This window comes from Nocardioides aestuarii (assembly GCF_039527245.1).
Lineage (GTDB): Bacteria > Actinomycetota > Actinomycetes > Propionibacteriales > Nocardioidaceae > Nocardioides > Nocardioides aestuarii.
The window spans coordinates 1,602,373-1,625,197 of record NZ_BAAAJT010000002.1 but is presented as its reverse complement, the minus strand read 5'-3'; the positions used below and the strand labels follow the sequence as shown (position 1 = coordinate 1,625,197).

Below are 22,825 nucleotides of genomic sequence, written 5' to 3'. Positions count from 1 at the left end.
GTGCGCGGCCGCGGTGCGTCCCCCGGCCGCGCGGGACCCGGGCTCGAGCTCCAGCTCGCTGGCCCCGACGAGGAGGCGCCCGGCACCGTCGTCGACCTCGGACCGCTCGACGCCGCCGCGCTGCGGGAGCTGGTCTCCGGCCACGTGGGCGAGGTCGACCTCGACGACGCCGCAGCCACGGTCCGGGAGCGGTCCGGTGGCTGGCCGGGCCGGGCGCACGCGGCTGCCCGGTCGTGGCAGCGCGAGGCCGCGCGGGCCTCGGTGCGGGTCGCGGCGGCTGAGCTCGACGAGTCCGCGGCACGGGCCCACGAGGCCCGACGCCGCTTGGCCGAGGGGGTCCTCGACCTGCAGGGGGAACAGGGTCCCCAGTCCGACGGGTCCCGCTGCCCCTGGCCCGGGCTGGCGGCGTACGACGTCGCGGACGGGGCGTGGTTCGCCGGCCGCGAGCGGCTGGTCGCCGAGCTCGTCGCGCGGGTGTCGGGACCCTCCTTCCTCGCGGTCGTCGGCGCCTCCGGCAGCGGCAAGTCGTCGCTCGTCCGGGCCGGCCTGCTGGCCGCGCTGGCCGACGACGCCCTGCCCGGCAGCTCCGGGTGGACCCACCTCGTGCTGCGACCCGGCCCCCACCCGATGCGCGAGCTGGCGCAGCGGGTGCTCGGCGCGCGACGGCCCGACCGCGGCGCGATCCTCGAGAGCCTCGTGCGCGACGGCGAGCCCGGCGACCGCACGGTGCTGGTCGTCGACCAGGCTGAGGAGCTCTGGACCGTCTGCGACGACGAAGGGGAGCGCGAGGCGTTCCTCGACACCCTGGTCGAGGTCGCCTCCGATCCCGGGTCGGGCGTCACGCTGGTGATCGCGCTGCGCGCCGACTTCCTCGACCGGCTCGCCGGCCACGCCGCGATGACCGCGCAGGTCAACGACCACGCCGTCCTCGTCGGTGCACCGAGCACCGACGACGTGCGCCGCGTCGTGGAGCGTCCCGCGCGACGGGCCGGTCTCCGCCTCGACGTCGGCCTCGTCGACGCGGTCGTCGAGGACGCGGGCGCCGAGCCCGGGCTGCTGCCGCTGCTCTCCACCTCGCTGGCCCAGCTGTGGGAGGCGCGCGAGGGCGACCGGCTGACGTTCGCCGGCTACGTCGGCAGCGGCGGGCTGAGCGGCGCGATCGGCCACCTCGCCGAGCAGGCGTGGGGTGAGCTGTCGGAGGAGGACCAGGAGGCGGCACGGGCCGTGCTGCTGCGGCTGGCCGGGCCGGGCGAGGGTGTCGCCGTGGCCCGCCGGCGCGTGTCGCTCGCCGAGCTCGGCGCGCTCCCCGCGACGAGGGACGGCGTGGTCGAGCGGCTCGCCGACGCCCGGCTGCTGACCCTGTCCGACGGCCACGTCGAGGTCGCCCACGAGGCGCTCTTCCGCGAGTGGCCGCGGCTGCGTGGCTGGCTCGCCGAGGACGCCGCCGGGAGGGCTGTCCAGCGGCGGCTCGCCGTGGCCGCCGGCGACTGGGCCGAGGAGGGACGCGAGCCAGCTCTGCTGTGGCGGGGCGCCCGGCTCGAGGCCGGGATCGAGGTCGCGGCGCTGCGACCCGAGGAGGTCACGGCGACGGAGCGGGAGTTCCTCGACGCCGGCGCCGCGGCGGCCGACGCGGAGCGACGGGAGGTCGAGGAGCGGGCCGCGACCGAGGTGCGCCGCAACCGGCGCCTGCGCGGGCTGCTGGCCGGGGCGGTCGTCCTGCTGCTCGTCGCCGCGCTCGCCGGCGTCGTCGCGCTGGTCGCCCGCGACCGGGCCGACGCGGCTGCCGAGGAAGCCGAGCAGGCCGCCGTGGCCGCCGACGCCAAGCGCCTGGCCGCCAGCGCCCTGAACGTGGAGTACCCCGACCTCGCGCTCCTCACGGCCGTCGAGGCGACGCGCCTGGAGCAGAGCCCGGAGACCTACGGCGCGCTGCTGACCCTGCTGGCGCGGCAACCCGACGTCGTGACCCGGTTCCGCACCCCCGACCGGTTCCTGCGGAACGCCGTGAGCCCGGACGGCCGGACCGTCTACGTCAGCGAGAACGGCGGCGTCATGTGGGCGCTCGACTCGGCCACCGGCGACGTGCGGTGGCGCGCGGAGCTGGCCGGCCAGGCGGCGAGCATCTCGCCGTCCCCCGACGGCCGGCAGGTCAACGTCGTCGTCTTCGCCGACGGCTACGACGAGGTGGTGGCCCTCGACCCCGCGGACGGCAGCGAGGTCGACCGGCTGGGTCCGCAGGGATACCGCCGGTTCTTCGCCCGGGGCGCCCCGCCCTACCTCGGCTTCGGGAGCGGCTGGACGACGCACGACCGGTTCGTGATCGGCAACGACACCCATGCCCTCGTGCTGGACGAGCAGCTCCGGGTCGTCGACTCGTTGCGCTGGCCCGGTCCCGCGGACAGCCCCTTCGGGCTGGTCGTGTGGCCTGACGGGTGGGTCAGCGTGAACGGCGACGGCGAGTTCGGGCCGACGACGGTGATCGACCTCGACCGTGGCGGCCGTGAGGTCGGCCGGACCGCAGCCTGGATCGCGGCGGTCTCACCGGACGGCAGGCGCGCCCTGGAGATGCGCGAGACCACGGTGGGCATCTCGGTCCGGCTCCTCGACGGGAGGACGCTGCGGCCGGTGTCGCGCACCTGGCCGATCGAAGGTTTCGTGCAGAGCGCGACCTTCTCCCCGGACGGCCGGACCGTCGCGCTCGGCGTGGGCGAGGAGCTCCAGCTGCGCGACGGCCGGACGCTGGCCCCGCAGCAGGTCATGCTCGGCCACAGCGGAGCGGTGATGGCGCTGGCGTGGACGGGGGAGCAGGGCGAGGTGCTGTGGACGGCGGGACGGGACGGCTCGGCCGTGGCCTTCGACACCACCGGCGGCCGGGGCGTGGTCTCCGCGGTCCCGAGCCGGGGGGAGCCCAACGCCGGGGAGGAGTCGGGCGACCTCGCGGTGTGGACCGACGCGCAGGCCGACCGGGTCAACCGCGCCTACCTGCTCCGCCCCGGCGACGACCGGGGCCGGCCGCTGCCGATGACGGGGCTGGGCGACTGCCTCTGCCAGGCCGCCGCCACGGACCTCCTCGCCGACGGGAGCACCGTCCTGGCCGGCATCGAGATCTTCACGCCGCAGATCGAGCCGGTCACCGACCGCGGCCATCTGCTCGCCTGGGACACCGGATCACGCCAGGTGGTCGGGTCGGTCGAGCTGCCGTGGCCGGTGCGCGGGGTGGGCAGCTCGCCCGACGGGTCGACGGTCGTGGTGCAGTCCGAGGAGGGCGCGGCGGTGGTGGACACCGACACCTGGACGGTCGTGCACGGACCGGTGGAGCTCGAGCCGGGCGCCGTGATGGCTGACGGCGTCGCGACCGTGGAGTTCTCGCCCGACGGGCGCCGAGTCGTCCTCGTGAGGGGGGAACGCGTGGTGGTGCGCGACCCCACCACGGGCGAGGTGGTGGCCGACGAGCCGCTGTGGAGCGCCGACGCGGACGAGCCGATCTCGGCCGCGTTCACCCCCGACGGCGAGGACCTCCTCGTGGGCTCCCTGTCCGGCTGGCGCTACGTGCTGGACCCCGAGACGCTCGAGCCCCGGGTGCCGCGCCGGCTGATCGTGGGCGGGTTCGTCCTCGACGTGGAGATCAGCCCGGACGGGCGTACGGCGGCGACGCTGGGCACCGACGGTGACGTGGTGCTCTGGGACACCGCGACGTGGCGCCCCTACGGCGAGCCGGTGCTCGACGACCGGGGGTGGGGCCTGCTGGGCTTCGACGACGACTCGACCACGCTGCGGGTCGACTACCAGGCCGGCCCGTGGATGGAGGTCGACGTCCGGCCCGCGGCCTGGGTCGACGCCGCCTGCCAGGCGGCCCACCGCGACCTGACGGCCGACGAGAACGCGGTGCTCCGCCCGGGCCTGCCCGCACGACCGACCTGCGACTGAGCTGACACCGGGTCGACACCGGTCCGCGGTCGAATTGCGACCGGTCCCACCCAGCCTGAGGTCAGAGGCAGCACCCGCTGCCCGTTCCGAGGGGGACACCATGGACATCATCGCGATCGAGTACGCCGCCCAGGCGGCCCGGATCCGTCAGGAGGCGGCCGCCGCCGCCGCCGAGCAGCAGCGGCTGCTGCGGGAGGCGCGGCGCGCAGGACGACCGGCCGAGACGCCGGCAGGCGATCGGCGCCGCCACGCGACGGGACCGTCGGTGGCGTGGCTCTGGCTCCACGGCCGGCTCGCCCGCTGAGCGCTGCGACCGCGCTGCGACCGGGTCGCGACCGGCGCTGCCGAGGCTGCTGGCACCGGGCGGCACCCGCTGCCCCGGGGGAAGGAGTGGAGCAGTGGACTCTCGCAGCACAGCATCGATCGGGGGCCTCGCGGCCCTTGCCGTGGCAGCGGCGGGCCTGACGGTCACCGCGCCACCGGCCAGCGGCGCGGCCTCGGCCTCGGGCCTGGTGCCCGGCGAGTGCCGGGTCGTCCGGATGAAGCAGGCCGCCGGCTTCCGCGACGGCAGCATCATCGACCTCGAGCGGGTCGGGGACCAGGTCCTCTACTACGGCAACGGCTTCACCGGGCCACGCGACCGCGAGCGGCAGCGCGCCTTCCTGTGGTCCGGGCTGAGGGCGGAACCGCAGATGATCGGGCCCCGCGCGAAGCGCTACGCCTACGTCGTCGCCCTCGAGCTCACCGAGTCGGGGATGGTCAACGGGACGGCCGAGAGCCGGGACGGCAGCATCGCCCGGAGCTGGGTCATGGACCTCGCGACCGGCGACCTCCAGTGGTACGACGTCGACTCCGGCCCGCGTGGTGAGGACCACGGCTTCACCTGGATCCGTCGCATCGACGACGCCGGCGCCGGAGCGGGCACGGCCGTGCGCAACGACGACGGGGAGACCGAGCCCGGCACCGACGCCGTCGGCTTCGACGACCCCGGGGCGCAGATGGAGTTCCTGACCCACCCGGTCGACTACCTCGAGTCCGGCGCCTTCGGGATCAACAACCTCGGGCAGCGGGTCGGCTACTACGCCGACGAGTTCTTCTATCCCGAGGAGCAGTTCTGGACGATCTGGCAGCCCTCGGTGTGGGAGGCCGACGGCAGCCGCACCGTGCTGCCGACGCCCTACGGCATCGAGGGCTTCCCCCGGGTGATCGAGGACGACGGCGGCATCGGCGGTGCGATCGCCGTCGGCGACACCCCGGAGACGTCGCACGTCGAGGCCGGCTACTGGCCGGACCCGGAGACCAACATCGGTCTCGGCCTGCTGCCGGGAGGCGACTACTCCGAGGCCTACGGGGGCGACGCGGCCGGCCACCTGACAGGGCTCGCCAACCGGCGTTCGGAGAGCCGCTTCGCCCGGCACGGCTACGTCGACCACACCTTCTGGTGGGCGCCGGAGACCGGTGAGGGCCGGATCCGCGTGCTGCCGTCGGTCTACGGCGACCGCCGCGACCTCGGGTGGCGCACCTGGGTGGCGGGAGCCGGGCACGCCGTCGACAGCGAGACCGACCGGGCCGGCACCACCACCCACGTCGGGTTCGACGGCCGCCGACTGGTCTTCGCCCCGACGGTCTACGTCAACGCCAGCGCGTGCGGTCGCGAGGTCACGACCAGCCACGAGCTGCCCGCCGACGGCCGTCGCGATCCCGGCTCGCTGCTCCGCGACTGGAAGCGGACAGCCCTCGACTAGGGGGAGGCAGGTCGACCCAGCCGGTCGCTCAGGCGGCCGGCTGGGTCCTACCCAGCAGGTGGGCGCGGAAGAGCGGCGCCAGGTCGGTGCCGGACTCGTCCGACCACCACGCGACGATCTCGTCGTAGTCGGCGTTGCCGTTGTCGCGGCTCGCCGGCCACTCCTTCATCAGCCGGAAGAACGTCCGGTCGCCGATCTCGCCGCGGACGTCGTGCCACATGACCGCGGGCAGGTAGTAGACGTTGGGCTCGGCGAACTTCGCCGCGTCGTACGCCGCCGGCGGGCCGGTCTCGTCGCGCAGCGCCTGGCCCCCGGCCGCCCACTGGTCCATCCGCTCGTCGAGCGCGAGGCCGCCGTTCTCGGACTCCCACATCGCCTGGAGGTACATCGTCATGCCCTCGTTCATCCAGACGTCGCGCCAGTCGCGCGGGGTGACCTGGTCGCCCCACCACTGGTGGACGACCTCGTGGACGAGGACGGGCATCGAGAAGGTGTAGTCGGTGGTGCCGAGGGTGATCATCGTCTGGGTCTCCATGCCGCTGGTGGAGTCGACGTAGAGGAAGCCGAGGGTGTCGAACGGGTAGTCGCCGAGCAGGTCCTCGGTCCAGTCGACGGCGTCGACCGCGTCGCGCCGCAGCTGGTCCATGCGCTGCCCCGCGATCGGCTTCGGCAGCCACAGGCTGATCGGGATGCCGCTGGCCGAGGTCACCTCGTCGGTGGCGTAGTCGCCGAACGCGACGGTCATCAGGTAGGACGCCGCCGGCTCGGCGAGCCGCCACTCGGTCGTCGTCGTGCCGCCCTCGCTGTTCCGGGAGACCAGCTCGCCGTTGCTGACCCCGACCATCGGGTCGGGCACCGACAGCGTGACGTCGTAGAGCGCCTTGTCGGACGGCTGGTCGTTCACGGCGTACCACGTGTAGGCGCCGAAGGGCTCCTGCATCGTCCACACCGAGCCGTCGCCGGTCGTCGTCCAGCCCAGCGCCGGCACGTCGGCGCGGGTCGTGGGCGCCCTCACCGGTGCCGGCGTCCCGACGTAGTCCAGCGTCAGCGTGTAGCGCTCGTCGGCCACGACGTCGGTGCGGAGGACGAGGTCCTTGCCCCGCCGGTCGAACTCGACGGGCTCGCCGTCGATCCGGGGCTGGCCCACCGTCAGCTCCGGCGACAGGTCGAGCCGCACGAGGTCGGCGTCCTGCGTCGCGCGGAAGGTCAGCGCCTCGGTGGCGTCGAGGTCGCGGGCGTCCGGGTCCCACGTCAGCTCGAGGTCGTAGTGGAGGGCGTCGATCCCCGGATCGCCGACCCGGGGATAGACCCGGTCCTCGACCGGGTCGCTGAGCCCCGGATCGTACGCCGGGTCGTCGGCCGGGTCGGGGGTCCTGCTCGCCGAGGGAGCGGCCTCGGTGTTCGCGGAGTCGGGCGGGTCCGCGGGCTCCTCCGTCCCCGAGCAGCCGCCGAGGAGCAGGGCCGTGACGACGAGCGCAACCAGGGGGCGCACGGTCATGGGCTCTGCTCCTCGGTCGGCGACGGGTGCCGCCGAGTGTAGGTCGGCTCAGCCGTCCCGGTGCTGCTCCTCGTGGAGCCGCGGCACCGGGTGGTTGCCGACGAAGCGGCCGTCGGGGTCGACGGCCGACCGCACGCCCTGGAGCACCTCCCACGCCCCGGCCGGGTAGCCGCGGCGGGCGTCGGTCGGCTCCTCCTCGAAGTTGAGGTAGGTCCGGTCGCTGCCCCAGGGCGCCATCGCGGCCACGAGCTCGGCGGCCGCCGCGTGGGCGGCCGCGCCCATCTCGGGGGTGGCGGCGATGCCGACCGCGAACAGCAGGAAGGCACCGTCGAGGTGGGTGAGCACCCCGGCGTCGGGGTGGGGCCGGCCGACCGCGCCGCCGAGCTGGCGGAGCTCGGCCAGCAGCAGCGGGCTGGTCCGGCCGGGCCCGACGAGGTCGAGCATCCGCTCCATGGCGTCGGTCGGGAGCTCGGCCAGGGTGAGCGTCCCGGACGCCGCCGGGGTCGGACCCTCAGGGTCCATGTGGATCCGGACGAGCGCGGCTGCGGGGACGCGGGCGAAGGTGTCGATCTCCGGCTCGAGCGCCCGCAGCGGCGCCAGCACCGCCTCTGCGTCCTCGTCGGTGCCGAGGACGGCGCCGTCGACGACGACGAGCTCGCGACCCCGCAGGAAGTCGGGCAGCTCGGGCATCGGCGGCAGCCGGAAGAGCCTCAGCGACGTGGTGACGCAGTCGGGCGCCGTCTCGGCCCAGGCCGCCCAGGCGGGCAGCACCTCGGGGGCGCGGGTCAGGTCCCACACCATCATCCCGCCGAACGCCGTGTGGTGGTCGAGCAGCCGCAGCTCCAGCGCGGTGACGACGCCGAAGCTCCCGCCCCCGCCGCGGACCGCCCAGAACAGCTCGGGGTGGTGGTCGGCGTCGGCGCGGACCAGCTCACCGCGGGCGTCGACGAGCTCGACGGCGACGACGTGGTGGGCCGAGAGGCCGTGCTGGCGGGCATACCAGCCCATGCCGCCGCCGAGGGTGTAGCCGACGACGCCCACGTCGGGCGAGGAGCCGTGGAGGACGCTGCGGCCGACGGCGGCCGCGGCCGCCACCACGGGCTCCCAGGTCACGCCCCCGCCGACGCGGACGATCCCGCGCTCGAGGTCGACGCTGACCTCGTCGAGGTGGCGGGTCTGGAGCAGGACGACGTCGTCGAGCCCCTGGCCCGCGAGCGGGCCGGCGTTGTGGCCGGTCGACTGGGGCGCGACGCGCAGCCCGAGCTCGGCGGCGCAGCGGACGACGGCGGCCACGTCCGTCGGCGTACGGGGGAAGGCCACGGCGGCCGGTCGTTGGTCGACGGCGACCGCCCACGGGCTGCGAGCGGCGTCGTAGCCGGGGTCGCCGGGCAGGTGGACGTCGCCGCCGCACAGCTCGCGCAGCGGTGCGAGCGGCTCGTGGGTGACGGGACGGGTACCCAGGACGGGTGTGGTCATGACGGGTTCTCCTCTGAGGATGTCCAGGTGTGGTCGGGACGCCGGTGGGCGTGGAGCCACGGTCGGTCACGAGGCTTGAGGACCGCTTGACGTTGACTTGACCTCTCCCCGGACGGGCCTCGGCGGACCTATGCTCTGGCCGTGCAGCTGGCGGTCCTCGGCCCGGTGGAGGTGCGCCGCGACGGGGAGGCCCTCGACGTCGGCGGCCCGAAGCCGCGCGCCCTGCTGGCGGCGCTCGCGCTCGCCGAGGGTCGCGCGGTCCCGGTCGACACCCTGCTCGACCTGCTCTGGGGCGACTCGCCGACGCCCGGCGCGATGACCAGCCTCCAGGCCTACGTCTCCGGGCTGCGCAAGGTGCTCGAGCCCGACCGCGCCCGCCGGGGATCCGCACGCGTCCTCGTGACGGTCGCGCCCGGCTACGCCCTCCGGCTTCCCGGCGACGTCGACGCCGCCGCGTTCGCCGCGGCGGTCGCGACCGCCCACCGGGTCGTCGCGGGGCCGCTCCTAGGACCCCCCTCCGCGTCCGCTGCGGAGCTCGACGCCGTCGTCGCCGACCTCGACCGGGCCGTGGGTCTCTGGCGCGGGACGCCGTACGTCGAGCTCGGTGACGCCGCGGTGGCGGAGGCGGAGCGGGCGCGGCTCGAGGAGCTGCGGCTGGTCGCGGAGGAGGACCGGGCCGCCGCCCGGCTCGCGCTCGGCGACCACGGCACCGCCGCCGCCCAGCTCGAGGCGCTCACGGCTGCCCACCCGTTGCGCGAGCGGCTCTGGGCACTGAGGGCGCTGGCGCTGGTGCGGGCCGGTCGCCAGGCCGACGCGCTCGAGGTGCTGCGCGAGGTCCGTGACCTGCTGGCCGACGAGCTCGGCCTCGACCCCGGTCCCGAGCTCGCCGACCTGCAGACCCGGGTGCTCCAGCAGGACCCGGCGCTGGCGTGGTCGGCCCCGGCGGCCGGGTCGGCACCGGCCCCCGAGGCGGTCGAGCCGCTCCGCGCCGAGACCGCCGACCCGGTGGTGCCCGGCCAGGACTGGCCGATGCTCGGCCGCGACGGCGAGCTCGCCGGCCTGCGCGCGCTGCTGTCCCGGGCGGTCGCCGGCTCACCCGCCTTCGCCGGGGTCACCGGCGAACCCGGGATCGGCAAGAGCCGGTTGTGCGCGGAGCTGACCGCCGAGGCACGGCGCCGGGGCGCCCGGGTCGTCGTCGGCCGCTGCTCCCAGGACGACGGCGCCCCGCCGCTCTACCCGTGGGCCGCGGTGCTCGCCGACCTCGGCGCCGCGCTGCCGAGCGGCGGCAGCGCCGAGGCGGCCGACTTCCGGCTGCGCGAGGAGGTCGTCCGGACGGTGCTCGACGCGACGGCCGACGGCCCGCTCGTGGTGGTGCTCGACGACCTCCACTGGGCCGACACCGCGACGTTGCGCGTCCTGCGGCTGCTGGTCGAGTCGGCCACCTCCGAACCCGTGCTCGTCGTCGGGACCTGGCGCGACCGGCCCGCCCCGGCCGGTGACCTCGCCGACGTCGTCGAGGCGCTCGTACGCCGCCACGCCGACCGGATCGTCCTCCAGGGGCTCGACCCCGGCTCGACCGAGGCGGTGGTCACCGCGGTCACGTCGCGACGGCCGTCCGCGGCCGAGGTCTCCGCGCTCCAGGAGCGCACCAACGGCAACCCGTTCTTCCTCGTCGAGTACTCCCGGCTCGTCGGCCGCGGCGACGACCTCGCGCGGGTCGTCGACGACCCCGACCCGCCGACCGCGGTGCAGGAGATCGTCGGGCGTCGGCTCGAGCGACTGCCGGACGACAGCCGCCGAGCACTGCTCCTCGGGTCGGTCGTCGGTCGGCAGTTCGAGCTCGGCGTGCTGGCCGGCGCCGCCGAGGCCGACGAGGAGGAGCTGCTCGACCTGCTCGATCCCGCCCTGGCCGTCGGGCTGCTGCGCGAGGACGGCGTCGACCGCTTCTCCTTCGACCACGCGCTGGTCCGCGACACCCTGGTCGCCCAGCTCTCGCCCAGCCGTCGTGCCCGGCTCCACGCCCGCGTCGCCGGTGCGCTGGCCGACCTCCCGGGTCGTCGGTCGGAGGAGGCGCGCCACTGGCTCGACGCCGGGCCGGCCTACGCCGACCGGGCGTGGCGGGCCGCGCGCGACGCGGGCGACGAGGCCGCGTCGCTGCACGCCCACGTCGAGGCCGACGTCCTCTACGCCCAGGCGCTGGCCCGGTGGGCCGACGACCCCGCCCGAGAGGAGGACGACCGGTTCGAGCTCCTCATGCGACGTGCCGACTCGCTCCGGCGTGCCGCCGACTGGACGGCGCTGACCGCGGTGGCCCACGAGGCGCTGGCCTCCGCCCGCCGCATCGGCGATCCGGAGCTGGTCGCCCGCGCCGCCTGGTCGACGACGCAGGGCGCGCTCTGGCAGCCGACCCGCTACGGCGAGGTGGACGAGGAGATCGTGGCGGCCCTGCGGGAGTGCCTCGACGTGCTCCCGCCCGGGGACTCGGACGCCCGCTGCCGGACGCTGATGGTCCTCGCGTGCGAGGCCTACCACGTCCTCGAGCCCGAGCAGCGGCGTGCCCTCGTCGACGAGGCGCTGCCGATGGCCGAGCGGATCGGTGACCCGCTGCTGCTGGCCCACGTCCGGCTGATCGCCTGCATCGCCGCGTGGGAGCCGGCCACGGTGCACGACCGGCTCTCCCTCGCGTCGGAGGCCGCCACCACGTTCGAGGAGCGCGACGACCTCCACTCCCTCGTGCACGCCCTGACCCATCTGGCGATCACGGCGAGCGAGGCCGGGGACCCGCGGCTGATGTGGGAGGCGCACGCCCGAGCCTCGGTGCTCGCCGCCGAGCTGCGGCTCACCTACGCCCAGTTCGTCCTCGAGGGGCTCGCCGGCCCCTGGTTGCTCATGCAGGGCGAGGTCGAGAGGGCGATGCAGAGCTTCGCGGCCTTCGAGAGCGCCCTCGCCCTGGCCTCGCTGCCCCACCTCGAGGACGGCCGCATGGCCGCGATCGTGGCCGTCGCGCTCTGGCTCCACCGGTTCCCGATGCCGGTGCCGGAGCTGGTGAAGCTGTCGGTCGGGATCCCGATGCCGGCCGGCCCCGCCCTCGCGATGTGCCTGTGGGTCAACGGCGAGGAGGAGCTGGCGCGACAGTCCTTGGCGAGGGTCGGCTCCGACATGCGCCCTCGGGACTGGTACTCCCTGTTCAACTGGGCGACGGGGTGCGCGGTCGGGCTGATGATGGACGACCCGGCGCTGGCCGCCGACGCCTACGCGCGCCTGCTGCCCTATGCCGACGGTTGCGTCGGTGCGGGCAGTGGTGTCTCGTCCGGACCGGCTCACGGCTACCTGGCGATGGCCGCCGCCGCGATGGGCGAGCAGGAGGCTGCTCGCGAGCACGCGACGGCGGCCGAGGCGCTGGCTGCCGACTGGCGGATCCCCGTGTTCGCCGAGTGGTTCACGGGGATCCGCCGCCGCTACGCGTTCTGAAGCACGCGGTCCTCCTCGCCGGCCGGTGCCGTCTCCCCGGACCGTCCCTCGACGTCGAGGTGCGGCAGCACCCGGTCGAGCCAGGCCGGCAGCCACCAGTTCCAGCGGCCGAGCATCGTCATCGTCGCCGGCACCAGGACCATCCGGACGACCGTGGCGTCGAGGACGACGGCGACGGCCATCCCCAGGCCGATCTGCTTCACGATCACGTCGGTCTCCGTGGCGAAGCCGAGGAACACGGCGACCATGATCGCGGCGGCTGCCGAGATCACTCGACCGGTGTCGGACAGGCCCCGCACGATCGCGTCCCGCGGCTCCTGCCCGGCCAGCCAGTTCTCACGGATCCGCGAGAGCAGGAACACCTCGTAGTCCATCGACAGGCCGAAGAGGATTGCGAAGATCAGGATCGGCACCCAGCTCGACACCGGGAACGTCGAGTCCAGGCCGAGCAGGTCCGCGCCCCAGCCCCACTGGAAGACCGCGGTCATCGCGCCGTAGGCGGCGCTGACCGACAGCACGTTCATCAGGGCTGCCTTGACCGGCACGGCGATCGAGCGGAAGACGAGCATCAGCAGCGCGACCGAGACCAGGACCACGAAGAGCACCACCACGACCAGCCGGTCGGCCAGCATGTCGGCGATGTCGTCGAAGAAGGCCAGGTCACCGGTCAGCTCAGCGCCCTCCGGCAGCTCGGCCCGGATCGTGTCCACGAGGCCGGGCACCCGCTCGTCCGTCGCGCCGTACGCCGGGGTCAGGTCGATCACGGCAACGGCGCCGTCGGGCGACTCCATCGGAGGAGTCACCGCCACCAGGTCGTCCTCGGCCCGCAGCGACCGCTCGATGCCGGCGAGCTCGCCGGCGTCGACCCGGCTCAGGTCGGCGACGACCACCAGGTCGGTGGCGGCGCCGGGGCCGAACTCCTCGGTGACCAGGTCGTGGGCCCGACGGGTGGTGAGCTCGGTGCTCTGGGCGCCGGCGTCCTGCGGCCAGGTCCGCATGTCGACCACCGGGAGGGCGATCAGCACCATCAGGGTGGCCGCGGCGATCGCCCACGGCGCCGGGCGGCGCGTGACCACGCGGGCCCAGCGGGCGGTCAGCGGCGTGGTGTCGCGCACCCGGCCGCGGCGTACCCGGCGCGGCAGCACCTTGCGCCCGGCCAGCCGGCACAGTGCCGGGACCAGCACCAGCGCCGAGACCATCACACAGAGCACGGCGATCGCGGTGGCGTAGCCGAAGGCCGAGTAGGTCGCGAGGTTCGCGAGCCGCAGGCCCATCAGCGAGACCAGGACGGTCGTGGCCGCGAAGACGACCGAGCGGCCGGCGGTGGCGGTCGCCCGCGCCGCGGCCTCGACGGGGTCGAAGCCGGCGCGGAGGAACTCGGTGTGGCGCACGACCATCAGCAGGGCGTAGTCGATGCCGACGCCGAGGCCGACCATGGTCGCGACCATCGGGGCCGACGGGCTGACGTCCATGACCGCGGCGAGCAGGGCGAGCCCGCCCGAGGCGAGCACCAGCCCGCCGACGGCCACCGCGACCGGCAACCCGGCCGAGACGACCGAACCGAAGGCGAGGACCAGGATCAGCAGGGCGGCGACGATGCCGATCATCTCCCCGTAGCCGGCCATCGGAGCCGCGGCGGTGTCGGGCAGCGCCCCCCTCAGCTCCACCTGCAGGCCGGCGTCGCGCAGCGGCTCGGCGACCTCCTGGAGCGGGCTGATGTCCTCGAAGAGGTCGGCGTGGGTGACGGGGACGTCGTAGCCGACGTGGACGACCGCGGTGTCGCCGTCCTCGGAGAGCTGCGGCGGGGCGACGGTGGCGACGTGCGGCAGGGCGGCCAGCGAGTCGCTGAGGCCGGTGAGGGCCGACTCCTCGATCGCGCCGTCCTCGTCGTGGACGACGACGTCGGCGTAGGCGTTGCCGGCGCCGGGGACGTGGTCGCGCAGCAGGTCGACGCCGGCCTGCGAGGCGACCCCGGGGACGTCCCAGTCCTCCTGGGTCTCACCCCCGAAGGCAGCGGCGGCGCCGAGCAGCGCCACCATCAGGGTCAGCCACGTGGCCAGCGCGCGCCACGGGTGGGCGGCTGCTGCGTGGCCCGTGCGGTACAACAGCCGGTCCATGTCGATCTCCTCGGTGGGTGGGTTGGTGCACCCACCGTCACGGGGACCTCTTGGACCTCACTTGGCCCCGACTTGCAGCCGCCTTGCGGTCAGCCTCGCTCCCGGCTCATTCCTGGCCGCGGAGCATCGGCCGGACCAGCTTGCGGCCGTGGTGGATCTGCGCCTTCACGGTGCCGAGCGGCGCCTCGACCAGGCGCGCGATCTCGTCGTAGGGCAGGCCGTAGACGTCGCGCAGCAGCAGCGGCTCGACGAACTGGGGATGGTCGCGCTCGAGGCTCTCCATGGCCTCGAGCAGGTCCAGCCGGGTGCCGGCGATGACGCTCGTGGTCCGCGGGTCGGGCCGGTCGACCTCGGCGACGTCGATGCCGCTGGCCGTCGCCTGGTTCTTCAGCCGCCGATAGGTCGAGCGCGCGGAGTTGACCGCGACCGCGTGCATCCAGGTCGTGAACCGGCCGTTGCCGTGCCACGAGCCGATCTTGCGGCTGATGTTGATCAACGCCTCCTGGCAGGCGTCCTCGGCGTCGGCGGAGTAGGGGAGGACGCCGCGGCAGACGTTGAGCGCCCGCGGCCGGACCGCTCCCAGCAGCGCCTCGAGCGCGTCGCGGTCGCCGTCCTGCGCGCGACGCGCGAGGTCGTCGATCTCGTCCGGTGTCGTGGGGTCCCACCCCGACTGACCCGCCATGTGCTGACCCTTCCCCCGTGGTACGTGTGCGTCCGAACATAATGCAGGCGTGTCCATGCCCTCTCGGATCGGTCGCTACGTCGTCCGACGTCGCATCGGCTCCGGAGGTTTCGCCACCGTCTGGCTGGCCTACGACGAGCAGCTCGACTCGCCCGTCGCGGTGAAGGTGCTCGCCGAGAACTGGACCGAGGACCACCACGTCCGCCAGCGGTTCCTCGAGGAAGGCCGCTTCCTCCGCAAGGTCGAGTCGCCGCACGTCGTGAGCGTCTACGACGCAGGCGAGCTCGACGACGGCCGGCCCTACCTCGTCATGTCCTACGCCGACCAGGGGACGCTCGCCGACCGGCTGGAGATCGACGGCCTCTCGACCGCCCAGGGCCTGGAGGTGGTGCGGCAGGTCGGGGCCGGGCTCACGGCCCTCCACGAGCGTGGTGTGCTCCACCGCGACGTGAAGCCCGCGAACGTCCTGTTCCGCACCGTCGAGTCGCGCACCGGCGATCCGCAGGTGCGGGCGATGCTGGCCGACCTCGGCCTCGGCAAGGCGCTCGACATGTCCTCGCGGCTGACGATGATCGCCGGCACCCCGTCGTTCGTGGCCCCCGAGCAGGCGCAGGGCGAGTCGCTCGACCCTCGCGCCGATCTCTACGCGCTCGCGGCCCTCACCCACCTGCTGCTCTCCGGCAGCGCGCCGTTCCGCTACTCGTCCCTCAAGGAGGCAGCCGACCCGGGGCCGGCGCCCGACCTCAACGACGGCCCGCGCCGCTATCCCGCCGTGGTCGCCGACGTGGTGCGGCGGGGGCTGGCGGCCGACCGCGACGACCGGTGGCCCGACGTGACGGCGTTCGTCGACGCGCTGGGCCGCTCCCTCGGCCCCACGCTCGCCACCGAGCTCGGGACCGACGGCGAGGCCCTCCCCGGACCCTGGTTGCCGGTCGACCCCCAGCTCACCCAGCCCGGACCGCGGCCGAGCTCGTTCTCCCCCGGGGGATCCCTTCCGGACCCGGCGCCGCCACCGAAGCCCCCACCCAGCCGTCGGAGGCGGCTGCTGGTCGCGGCCGCGGCGGTCTTCGCGCTGGTCGCCGGTGCGGTTGCCGGCGCCGTGCTCCAGCAGGAGCAGGACCTCGACGTCGTCGTGCGCGACTCCACCGGTGCGCTCGAGGTGACCGTGCCGGAGTCCTGGAGCGCGGCCGTCGACACCGGGCAGTGGTCACCGCCCGACCAGGACGCCACGCTGCCCGCGCTCTCGGCCGGCACCAGCGGTGACTGGGAGTCCACCGACGCCGGCCAGGGCGTCTTCCTCGGCATCCTCGACGTCGACGACATGCCGGAGGAGCTGCCCGGTCACCCCGGGTGTGACGCCACGCTCGACCCGGTCACCGACGTCGTCGGCGACGACGCGGTGCTCACCCAGGTCAGCACCGGCTGCCCCGGGGTGGTCGTCGAGCGGGTGCGGCAGGTGGCGACCAACCGCTACCTGTGGGTGCAGGTGCGCAGCGCCGAGCGCAGCCTGGCCTACGACGTGCTCGAGGGCGTCAGCGCCCCCGGCTTCTGAGGCTCACCCGGCCGGCGTCGTCGACGGTGCCTCGCTGGGCTCGGGCCGTTCGTCCGGGGGGATCGCCGGCGCCTGGCGCCGCACGCCGGACGCGATCCGTGCCACCAGCTCCTCGAGCCCGCGCTCGTCGACCAGCCGCCCCACGGCGGCGATCTCGACGTCGGCGCTGCCGCCGCGGAAGCTGACCCAGCGGATCACCTGCAGCTGGCGGTAGCCGCCGAGGACGTAGGTCGCGGTCAGGGTGTCGCCGCTGGAGTCGAGGATCTCCAGCGACCCGTCGGCGAGCCGGTCGTCGAACCGGAGCGCCGCCTCGCGCTCGGCGACCTGCTGGATGAGGGAGCGGTCGTCCTCGGGGAGGCTGTGGACCCGGACGAAGTAGGACCCCGGCGGGTTGCCCGGAGCGGTCCACCGGCTCTGGATGCCGGTCTCGTAGTCCACCCGGTCCCAGCCGTCGGGGACCGGGACGATGAGTCCCTCGGAGGTCTTGGGCCCCATCTTCTCCTCGTGGGTGGCGATGCCCTCGCCGAGCGGCGGGAGGTCGCTGTCCTCCTTGACCTTCTCGGGCGCCGTGTAGGGCAGGGAGGGATCGGCGGCACCGACCGGGGTGGGGGCGTCCTGCGTCGTCACCGACGTGTCGCGGCCCTCGGCCCATGCCCAGCCGCCCACGCCGCCGACGAGGGCGAGCGCGAGCAGCAACCCGAGCGTGCGCAGTCCCACGGGGCGAGCGTATCCCGGCCTGTGGTTGCATCTGCGGTATGACCACCGTCACGTCCACCGGGCTCGCCCTCGACCTGCTCGGTCGCCACCGCGACCGCCTCGAGGCCGCCGTCTCCGCCTGCGCCACCCGCGAGTTCTACGCCGCCTTCGACGAGTCGCCGTCGCCCCGTGTCTACGGCGAGACCGCCGCGGCCGACGGCAAGGCGGCGTACGACGCGTGGCTGGGGACCGACTTCCCGCTGGAGACCCCGGGTGCGTCCGGGACGGTCGCGACCGAGCGCTCGCCCTTCGGCATCGACCTCGAGGTGCGCTACCCCCGCGTGACCGACGTCGACGCGCTGATGGCTGCCGCCCAGCGGGGGATGAAGGGCTGGCGCGACGCCGGTCCCGGCGGCCGGACCGGCGTCTGCCTGGAGATCCTCGACCGGCTCCATGCGCGGGTCTTCGAGCTCGCCAACGCCGTCCAGCACACGAGCGGCCAGGCCTTCGTCATGGCCTTCCAGGCCGGCGGCGCCCACGCGCTCGACCGGGCGCTGGAGGCGATCGCCTACGCCCACACCGAGATGACCCGGACGCCCGCGACCGCCCGCTGGGAGAAGCCCGGCAAGCACCCGCTGGTGATGGAGAAGACCTTCACCGTGGTGCCGCGCGGCGTCGCGCTGGTCGTCGGCTGCAACACCTTCCCGACGTGGAACTCCTGGCCCGGCCTGTTCGCGTCGCTCGTGACCGGCAACCCGGTCGTCGTGAAGCCCCACCCCGGCGCGGTGCTGCCGCTGGCGATCACGGTCCAGGTCTGCCGCGAGGTGCTCGCGGAGGCCGGCTTCGACGCCGACCTGGTCACCCTCGCGGCGGAGGAGCCCCACGACGGGCTGGCCGCCGAGCTCGCCGTACGCCCCGAGGTGAGGCTGGTCGACTTCACCGGCGGCAACGCCTTCGGCGACTGGCTCGAGGAGCACGCGACCCAGGCGATCGTCTTCACCGAGAAGGCCGGCGTCAACACCGTCGTCGTCGACTCGACCGACTCCTTCCGGGCGATGTGCCAGAACCTCGCCTTCTCCTTCTCGCTCTACACCGGCCAGATGTGCACCGCCCCCCAGAACGTCTACCTCCCGGCGTCCGGGATCCTGACCGACGAGGGCGTGAAGTCGCCCGCCGAGGTCGCCGAGGGCATCGGTGCGGCGTTCGAGAAGCTGCTCGGTGACGACGCCCGCGCCGTCGAGCTGCTCGGCGGCGTGGTCAACGGCGGCGTGCTGGAGCGGCTCTACGCCGCGGGCGAGCGCGGCGAGGTGCTGGTGCCGTCCCGCGAGGTCACCCACCCGGCCTATCCCGACGCGGTGGTCCGCACGCCCACCCTCATCGGGCTCGACGCGGGTGAGGACGCCGACGTCTACGAGCAGGAGTGCTTCGGCCCGGTCGCCTACCTGATCTCGACCTCGTCGACCGACGTCTCGATCGAGCTCTTCCGCGACACGGTCCAGCGCCACGGCGCGATGACCGCCTCGGTCTACTCGACCTCCGACGCCGTCGTCGGCGACATGCGGGAGGCTGCCCTCGACGCGGGTGTCGCGCTGAGCGAGAACCTGCTCGGCGGCGTCTTCGTCAACCAGTCGGCCGCCTACTCCGACTTCCACGGCACCGGCGCCAACCCCGCCGCCAACGCCTCCTACACCGACGGCGCCTACGTCGCGAGCCGCTTCCGCATCATCCAGTCCCGCCGCCACGTGTGAGCGCGTCGTACCCGACCTGAGGGTCGTCGTGTCCCGAAATCACGACCCTCATGTCGGGTACGACGGCGCGGTGCTTACCGTGGCGGCCATGAGTGCGCACCCCCGTGACTTCGTGCTCCGTCATGCCCGGCTGGCCGACCTCGACGGCAACGGTACGCCGGACGCGCCGGTCGACCTGCGGATCGTCGACGGCGGCGTGACTGAGGTGGCGCCCGGGCTCGACGCGGGCGGCCTCGAGGAGGTCGACGCCGGCGGGCGCTGGGTGATGCCCGGGCTGTGGGACCACCACGTCCACCTGACCCAGTGGGCGCTGACCAGCGCCCGGCTCGACCTGGCCTCGGCACGCTCCGCGGCCCAGGCGGTCGCCATGGTCGAGGCACGGATCGCCGAGTGGCCCGACCTCGCCGTCGTCGGCTGGGGGCACCGGCCGACCGACTGGCCCGAGGACCCGGTCGTCTCCATGCTCGACGCGATCGACACCTACGTCCCGATCATCCTCATCGCCGGCGACGGCCACCACGCCTGGCTCAACACGACCGCCCTGCTGACCCTCCACCTGCCGCTGCGCGAGGGGGTCGTCGCGGAGGCCGAGTGGTTCGCCGCCTACGGTCGGCTCGGGGCGACCCTCGGCGACGACGGCACCGGCCCCGAGGCCATCCTCCGCACCCAGCAGCTCGCCGCCGAGCTCGGCGTCGTCGGCGTGACCGACCTCGAGTTCTCCGGCGGACCGTCCGCGTGGAGCGAGCGGTTCGAGGCCGAGGCCGGCCTGCTGCGGGTCCGCGCGGCGACCTACGCCGACGGGCTGGACGACGTCATCGCCGCCGGGCTGCGGACCGGCGACGTCCTCCCCGGCTGCGACGAGCGCGCCCGGATGGGGCCGCTGAAGATCATCAGCGACGGCTCGCTCAACACGAAGACGGCCTGGTGCTGCGAGCCCTACGCCGGGCCGTCGCCGCTCGGCTTCCCCCACGGCTCGCCCAACCAGACGCCGGAGGAGCTGCGCGAGCTCCTCAGCCGCGCGACCGCGAGCGGCCTCGACGTCGCCGTCCACGCGATCGGCGACCGTGCGGTCGGCGAGGCGCTCGAGGCCTTCGGCGACACGGGCGCGCGCGGCACGATCGAGCACGCCCAGCTCGTCCGCCGCGAGGACCTGAAGCGGATGGCCGACCTCGGCATCGTCGCCAGCGTCCAGCCCGCCCACCTCGTCGACGACCGCGACGCGACCGACCGGCTCTGGCCCGACCGCGGCGAGCGCTGCTTCGCCTTCCGCTGGATGCTCGATGCCGGGGTGCGCCTCGCGATGGGCTCCGACGCCCCGGTCGCCAGGCTCGACCCGTGGCTGGCCGTCATGGCGGCCGTCCATCGCTCCGTCGACGGCCGCGAGCCGTGGTACGCCGACCAGGCGATCACCCTCCGCGAAGCCCTCGCCGCCTCGACGGACGGGTGGGGCACCGTCGCCGCCGGCCACCCGGCCGACCTGGTGCTCCTCGACGAGGACCCGCTCGGCGACTGGTCGGAGCGGCGTACGTCGCCCACCGTCGCCGCCACCTGGGTCGGCGGCCGGCTCGTCCACGACGCCCGCTGACTCAGGCGAGCGCCAGCGTCAGCATCAGCACGGTGTGGGGGTCGTCGAGCGCGTCGCCGTAGAGCTCGCGCAGCTGGCCCATGCGATAGCGGACGGTCTGGGGGTGGACGAAGAGGTCGGCGGCGACGTCGTCGCGCCGGCCCTGGTGGAGCAGCCACGACTTGAGCGTCGCCTCGAGCTTCTCCGCGGTCGCGGGCTTGAGGTCGGCGAGCGGCGCGAGCGCGCGGGCTCGCAGGTCGGCGTGGGCCTCGGGATCGGCGGTGACGACGAGCGAGGCGAGGTGGGTCTCGGTGTCGACGGGGTCGGCGCCGTGCCGCAGCGGCAGGGCCCGGACGGCGCGTGCGTACGACGAGCGCGCCTCCTGCCAGGGGCGCGCCGGGCCGACCACGGCGTGCCGGTGGGCGAGCGTCTTCAGCAGTCGGGGGCGGGACCGGCCGCCCATGTCGGGGACGAGCGCCACGACCAGGTCGTCGGGCAGCCCGGCGTCACCGACGACGAGGGCGCGCGAGGTGATCAGCCCGAGGAAGGGCCGGACCTGCGAGGGCGGCAGGAGGACGGCGGTGAGGGTCTTGGGCGGCGCCCAGTCGGCGCGATCGGCGGCGTCGGCCAGCGCGTCGGGCGCGTCGCCGCGGATCAGCGAGGTCGCCAGCCGCTCGAGGTAGCGCTGCTGCACCCGGCCGCTCGTCTCGAGCTCGTCGGTGTGGCCCGCGACCGAGGAGGCGGACAGCTCGTCGATGTAGGCGAAGACCATCTCGGCGAAGGAGGCCAGCGTCGCCGCCGACACCCCGCTCGAGACCGCGGTCGCCGAGAGCTCGCGCCAGGCGACCCGCGCCCCGACGCGGTAGGCCGCCAGCAGGGCGTCCGCCGACCGACCTGACCGCGCCTCACCCCGGCCCAGCGCGTAGGCGCCCTCGACGGTCGGCGACAGCGGCGTCCCGGGGTCGGTCGCCCGGCCCGCGACCCGCAGGAACCCGGCCAGGGCCATCTGCACGGCGTTCTCGATCGTGGCGGCCATCTGCTCGCCCATGCCCTCGCCGTAGGCCGGGACCTCCTCGCGGACCGCCGTCACGACGTGGACCGCCACGTCGGGCAGGGTGCCCCGCAACAGGTCCACCAACGGTCTCTCGAGCCTCAGCGGTGCGCCCATTTGTTCACTCCGAACAATCGGTGGCGTGATATTCACGCCGTGATGTCATGAGTTGAGCCTAGCGTTCAGTCAGGCTGGAGGCATGCCCCCGAGTATTCGTGACCACGCGCGCACCTTCGTGCACGCCGCCACGACCCCGCTCGTGCCGGCCGACTTCCTCGACCTCGTCGCGCCCCTCCGCCGCGGCACCGACCTGCGCGGTCGCGTCGAGCAGGTCGTCCCCGAGACCCGCGACGCCGCCACCATCGTGATCCGCCCCGGCAAGGACTGGGCCGGCCACGTCCCCGGCCAGTACGTCCGGATCGGCATCGACGTCGACGGCGTCCGCCAGTGGCGCGCCTACTCCCTCACCCACGGCCCGCGTCGCGACGGCCGGATCGCGGTGACGGTCAAGGCCGTCCCCGACGGGCTGGTCAGCCACCACCTCGTCCACGACCTGCGCCCCGGCACCATGGTCCACCTCGAGCAGGCGGCCGGCGAGTTCGTGCTGCCGCCCGGCGGCGGCCGCTACCTCTTCGTCACCGCCGGCTCCGGCATCACCCCGGTCATCGGGATGCTGCGCAACCTCTTCCCCAGCACCGACGAGGGCGTCCTCCACGCCGACCGCGCCCAGACCCACGACATCACCGTCGTCCACGTCGCGCCGAGCCACCCCGACTCGATCTTCATCCGCGACCTCGAGGCGCTCGCCGCCGCCGGCGCGATCCGACTGGTCGCGCGCTACGACGACGTCCACGGCGTCCTCGACGTCGACGAGCTGCCGGCCCTCGTCCCCGACCTGGTCGACCGCCGCACGCTCGCCTGCGGCCCGGCCCCGCTGCTCGACGCGCTCCAGCGGCTCTACGACGACAAGGGCCTCGAGCTCGTCACCGAGCAGTTCCGTACGGCGCGGGTCGAGGCGGGCGAGGGCGGCACCGTCACCTTCGCCGACGGCCGCGTCGTCACCGCCGACGGCGCCACCCCGATCCTCGACGCCGCCGAGGAGGCAGGCGTCCTGATGCCGAGCGGCTGCCGGATGGGCATCTGCTACGGCTGCGTCCTCCCCATGCGCGAGGGCAGCGTCCGCGACCTCCGCAACGGCGACATCACCACGGCCGTCCCCGGCGAGAGCGGCGCCATCAAGATCCAGACCTGCATCCACGCGCCCGCCGGCGCCTGCACCCTCGACCACTGACCTGAGAGGA

Annotated in this window: 14 protein-coding genes; 8 read left to right on the top strand and 6 right to left on the bottom strand. The window is 74.6% G+C overall.

From position 1 onward, the window contains the following. From ABD091_RS08245 to ABD091_RS08235, 3 genes are all read left to right on the top strand, one after another. The coding region (locus ABD091_RS08245; RefSeq protein WP_343917254.1) for an nSTAND1 domain-containing NTPase at positions 1-3,924 on the top strand (3,924 nt) is incomplete at its 5' end. A gap of 100 nt (positions 3,925-4,024) precedes the next feature. Next, positions 4,025-4,228: a hypothetical protein gene (locus ABD091_RS08240; RefSeq protein ID WP_343917252.1), complete on the top strand. Its 204-nt coding sequence runs from the start codon at positions 4,025-4,027 to the stop codon at positions 4,226-4,228. A 94-nt stretch (positions 4,229-4,322) separates the two neighbouring features. Further along, positions 4,323-5,669 (top strand): hypothetical protein, encoded by a 1,347-nt coding sequence (locus tag ABD091_RS08235; RefSeq protein WP_343917250.1) that lies wholly within the window; start codon positions 4,323-4,325, stop codon positions 5,667-5,669. Between the two features lie 28 nt (positions 5,670-5,697). Here ABD091_RS08235 and ABD091_RS08230 read toward each other — a convergent pair whose 3' ends face one another. After that, complete coding sequence (locus ABD091_RS08230; RefSeq protein ID WP_343917248.1) at positions 5,698-7,167, bottom strand: M1 family metallopeptidase; 1,470 nt, start codon at positions 7,165-7,167, stop codon at positions 5,698-5,700. A gap of 48 nt (positions 7,168-7,215) precedes the next feature. Beyond that, entirely contained in the window at positions 7,216-8,643 is a 1,428-nt protein-coding gene (locus tag ABD091_RS08225; protein ID WP_343917246.1) for an FAD-binding oxidoreductase, read from the bottom strand. Between the two features lie 141 nt (positions 8,644-8,784). Between ABD091_RS08225 and ABD091_RS08220 the strand changes: the two genes are divergently transcribed. Beyond that, on the top strand, positions 8,785-12,114 hold the full coding sequence (locus ABD091_RS08220; RefSeq protein WP_343917244.1) for an ATP-binding protein: 3,330 nt from the start codon (positions 8,785-8,787) through the stop codon (positions 12,112-12,114). Here ABD091_RS08220 and ABD091_RS08215 read toward each other — a convergent pair. Then, positions 12,102-14,231, bottom strand: coding sequence for an MMPL family transporter (locus tag ABD091_RS08215; protein ID WP_343917242.1), 2,130 nt, complete (start codon positions 14,229-14,231; stop codon positions 12,102-12,104). The genes ABD091_RS08220 and ABD091_RS08215 overlap by 13 nt on opposite strands. A 106-nt stretch (positions 14,232-14,337) precedes the next feature. Beyond that, entirely contained in the window at positions 14,338-14,913 is a 576-nt protein-coding gene (locus ABD091_RS08210; protein ID WP_343917240.1) for an RNA polymerase sigma factor, read from the bottom strand. A gap of 55 nt (positions 14,914-14,968) precedes the next feature. Here ABD091_RS08210 and ABD091_RS08205 point away from each other — a divergent pair, with 55 nt between their 5' ends. Further along, positions 14,969-16,465 (top strand): serine/threonine-protein kinase, encoded by a 1,497-nt coding sequence (locus ABD091_RS08205; RefSeq protein WP_343920916.1) that lies wholly within the window; start codon positions 14,969-14,971, stop codon positions 16,463-16,465. A 3-nt stretch (positions 16,466-16,468) separates the two neighbouring features. Here the strand turns inward: ABD091_RS08205 and ABD091_RS08200 are convergent, their stop codons facing one another. Next, positions 16,469-17,182, bottom strand: a complete 714-nt coding sequence (locus ABD091_RS08200; protein ID WP_343917238.1) for a hypothetical protein — start codon at positions 17,180-17,182, stop codon at positions 16,469-16,471. Between the two features lie 38 nt (positions 17,183-17,220). On the opposite strand from ABD091_RS08200, the gene paaN reads away from it, so the two are divergent. Both paaN and ABD091_RS08190 read left to right on the top strand, forming a co-directional pair. Beyond that, entirely contained in the window at positions 17,221-18,909 is a 1,689-nt protein-coding gene (paaN, locus tag ABD091_RS08195; RefSeq protein WP_343917236.1) for a phenylacetic acid degradation protein PaaN, read from the top strand. Between the two features lie 88 nt (positions 18,910-18,997). Then, the gene (locus ABD091_RS08190) at positions 18,998-20,494 is read left to right on the top strand and encodes an amidohydrolase (protein WP_343917234.1); all 1,497 of its coding nucleotides are present in this window, start codon (positions 18,998-19,000) and stop codon (positions 20,492-20,494) included. Position 20,495: 1 nt separating this feature from the next. On the opposite strand, the gene ABD091_RS08185 is transcribed toward ABD091_RS08190, so the two are convergent. Then, the gene (locus tag ABD091_RS08185; RefSeq protein ID WP_343917232.1) at positions 20,496-21,608 is read right to left on the bottom strand and encodes a PucR family transcriptional regulator; all 1,113 of its coding nucleotides are present in this window, start codon (positions 21,606-21,608) and stop codon (positions 20,496-20,498) included. A 115-nt stretch (positions 21,609-21,723) separates the two neighbouring features. Here ABD091_RS08185 and ABD091_RS08180 point away from each other — a divergent pair, with 115 nt between their 5' ends. Further along, a complete protein-coding gene (locus tag ABD091_RS08180; protein ID WP_343917230.1) occupies positions 21,724-22,815 on the top strand; it encodes a ferredoxin reductase in 1,092 nt (363 codons plus the stop codon). The last annotated feature ends 10 nt before the right edge of the window (positions 22,816-22,825 follow it).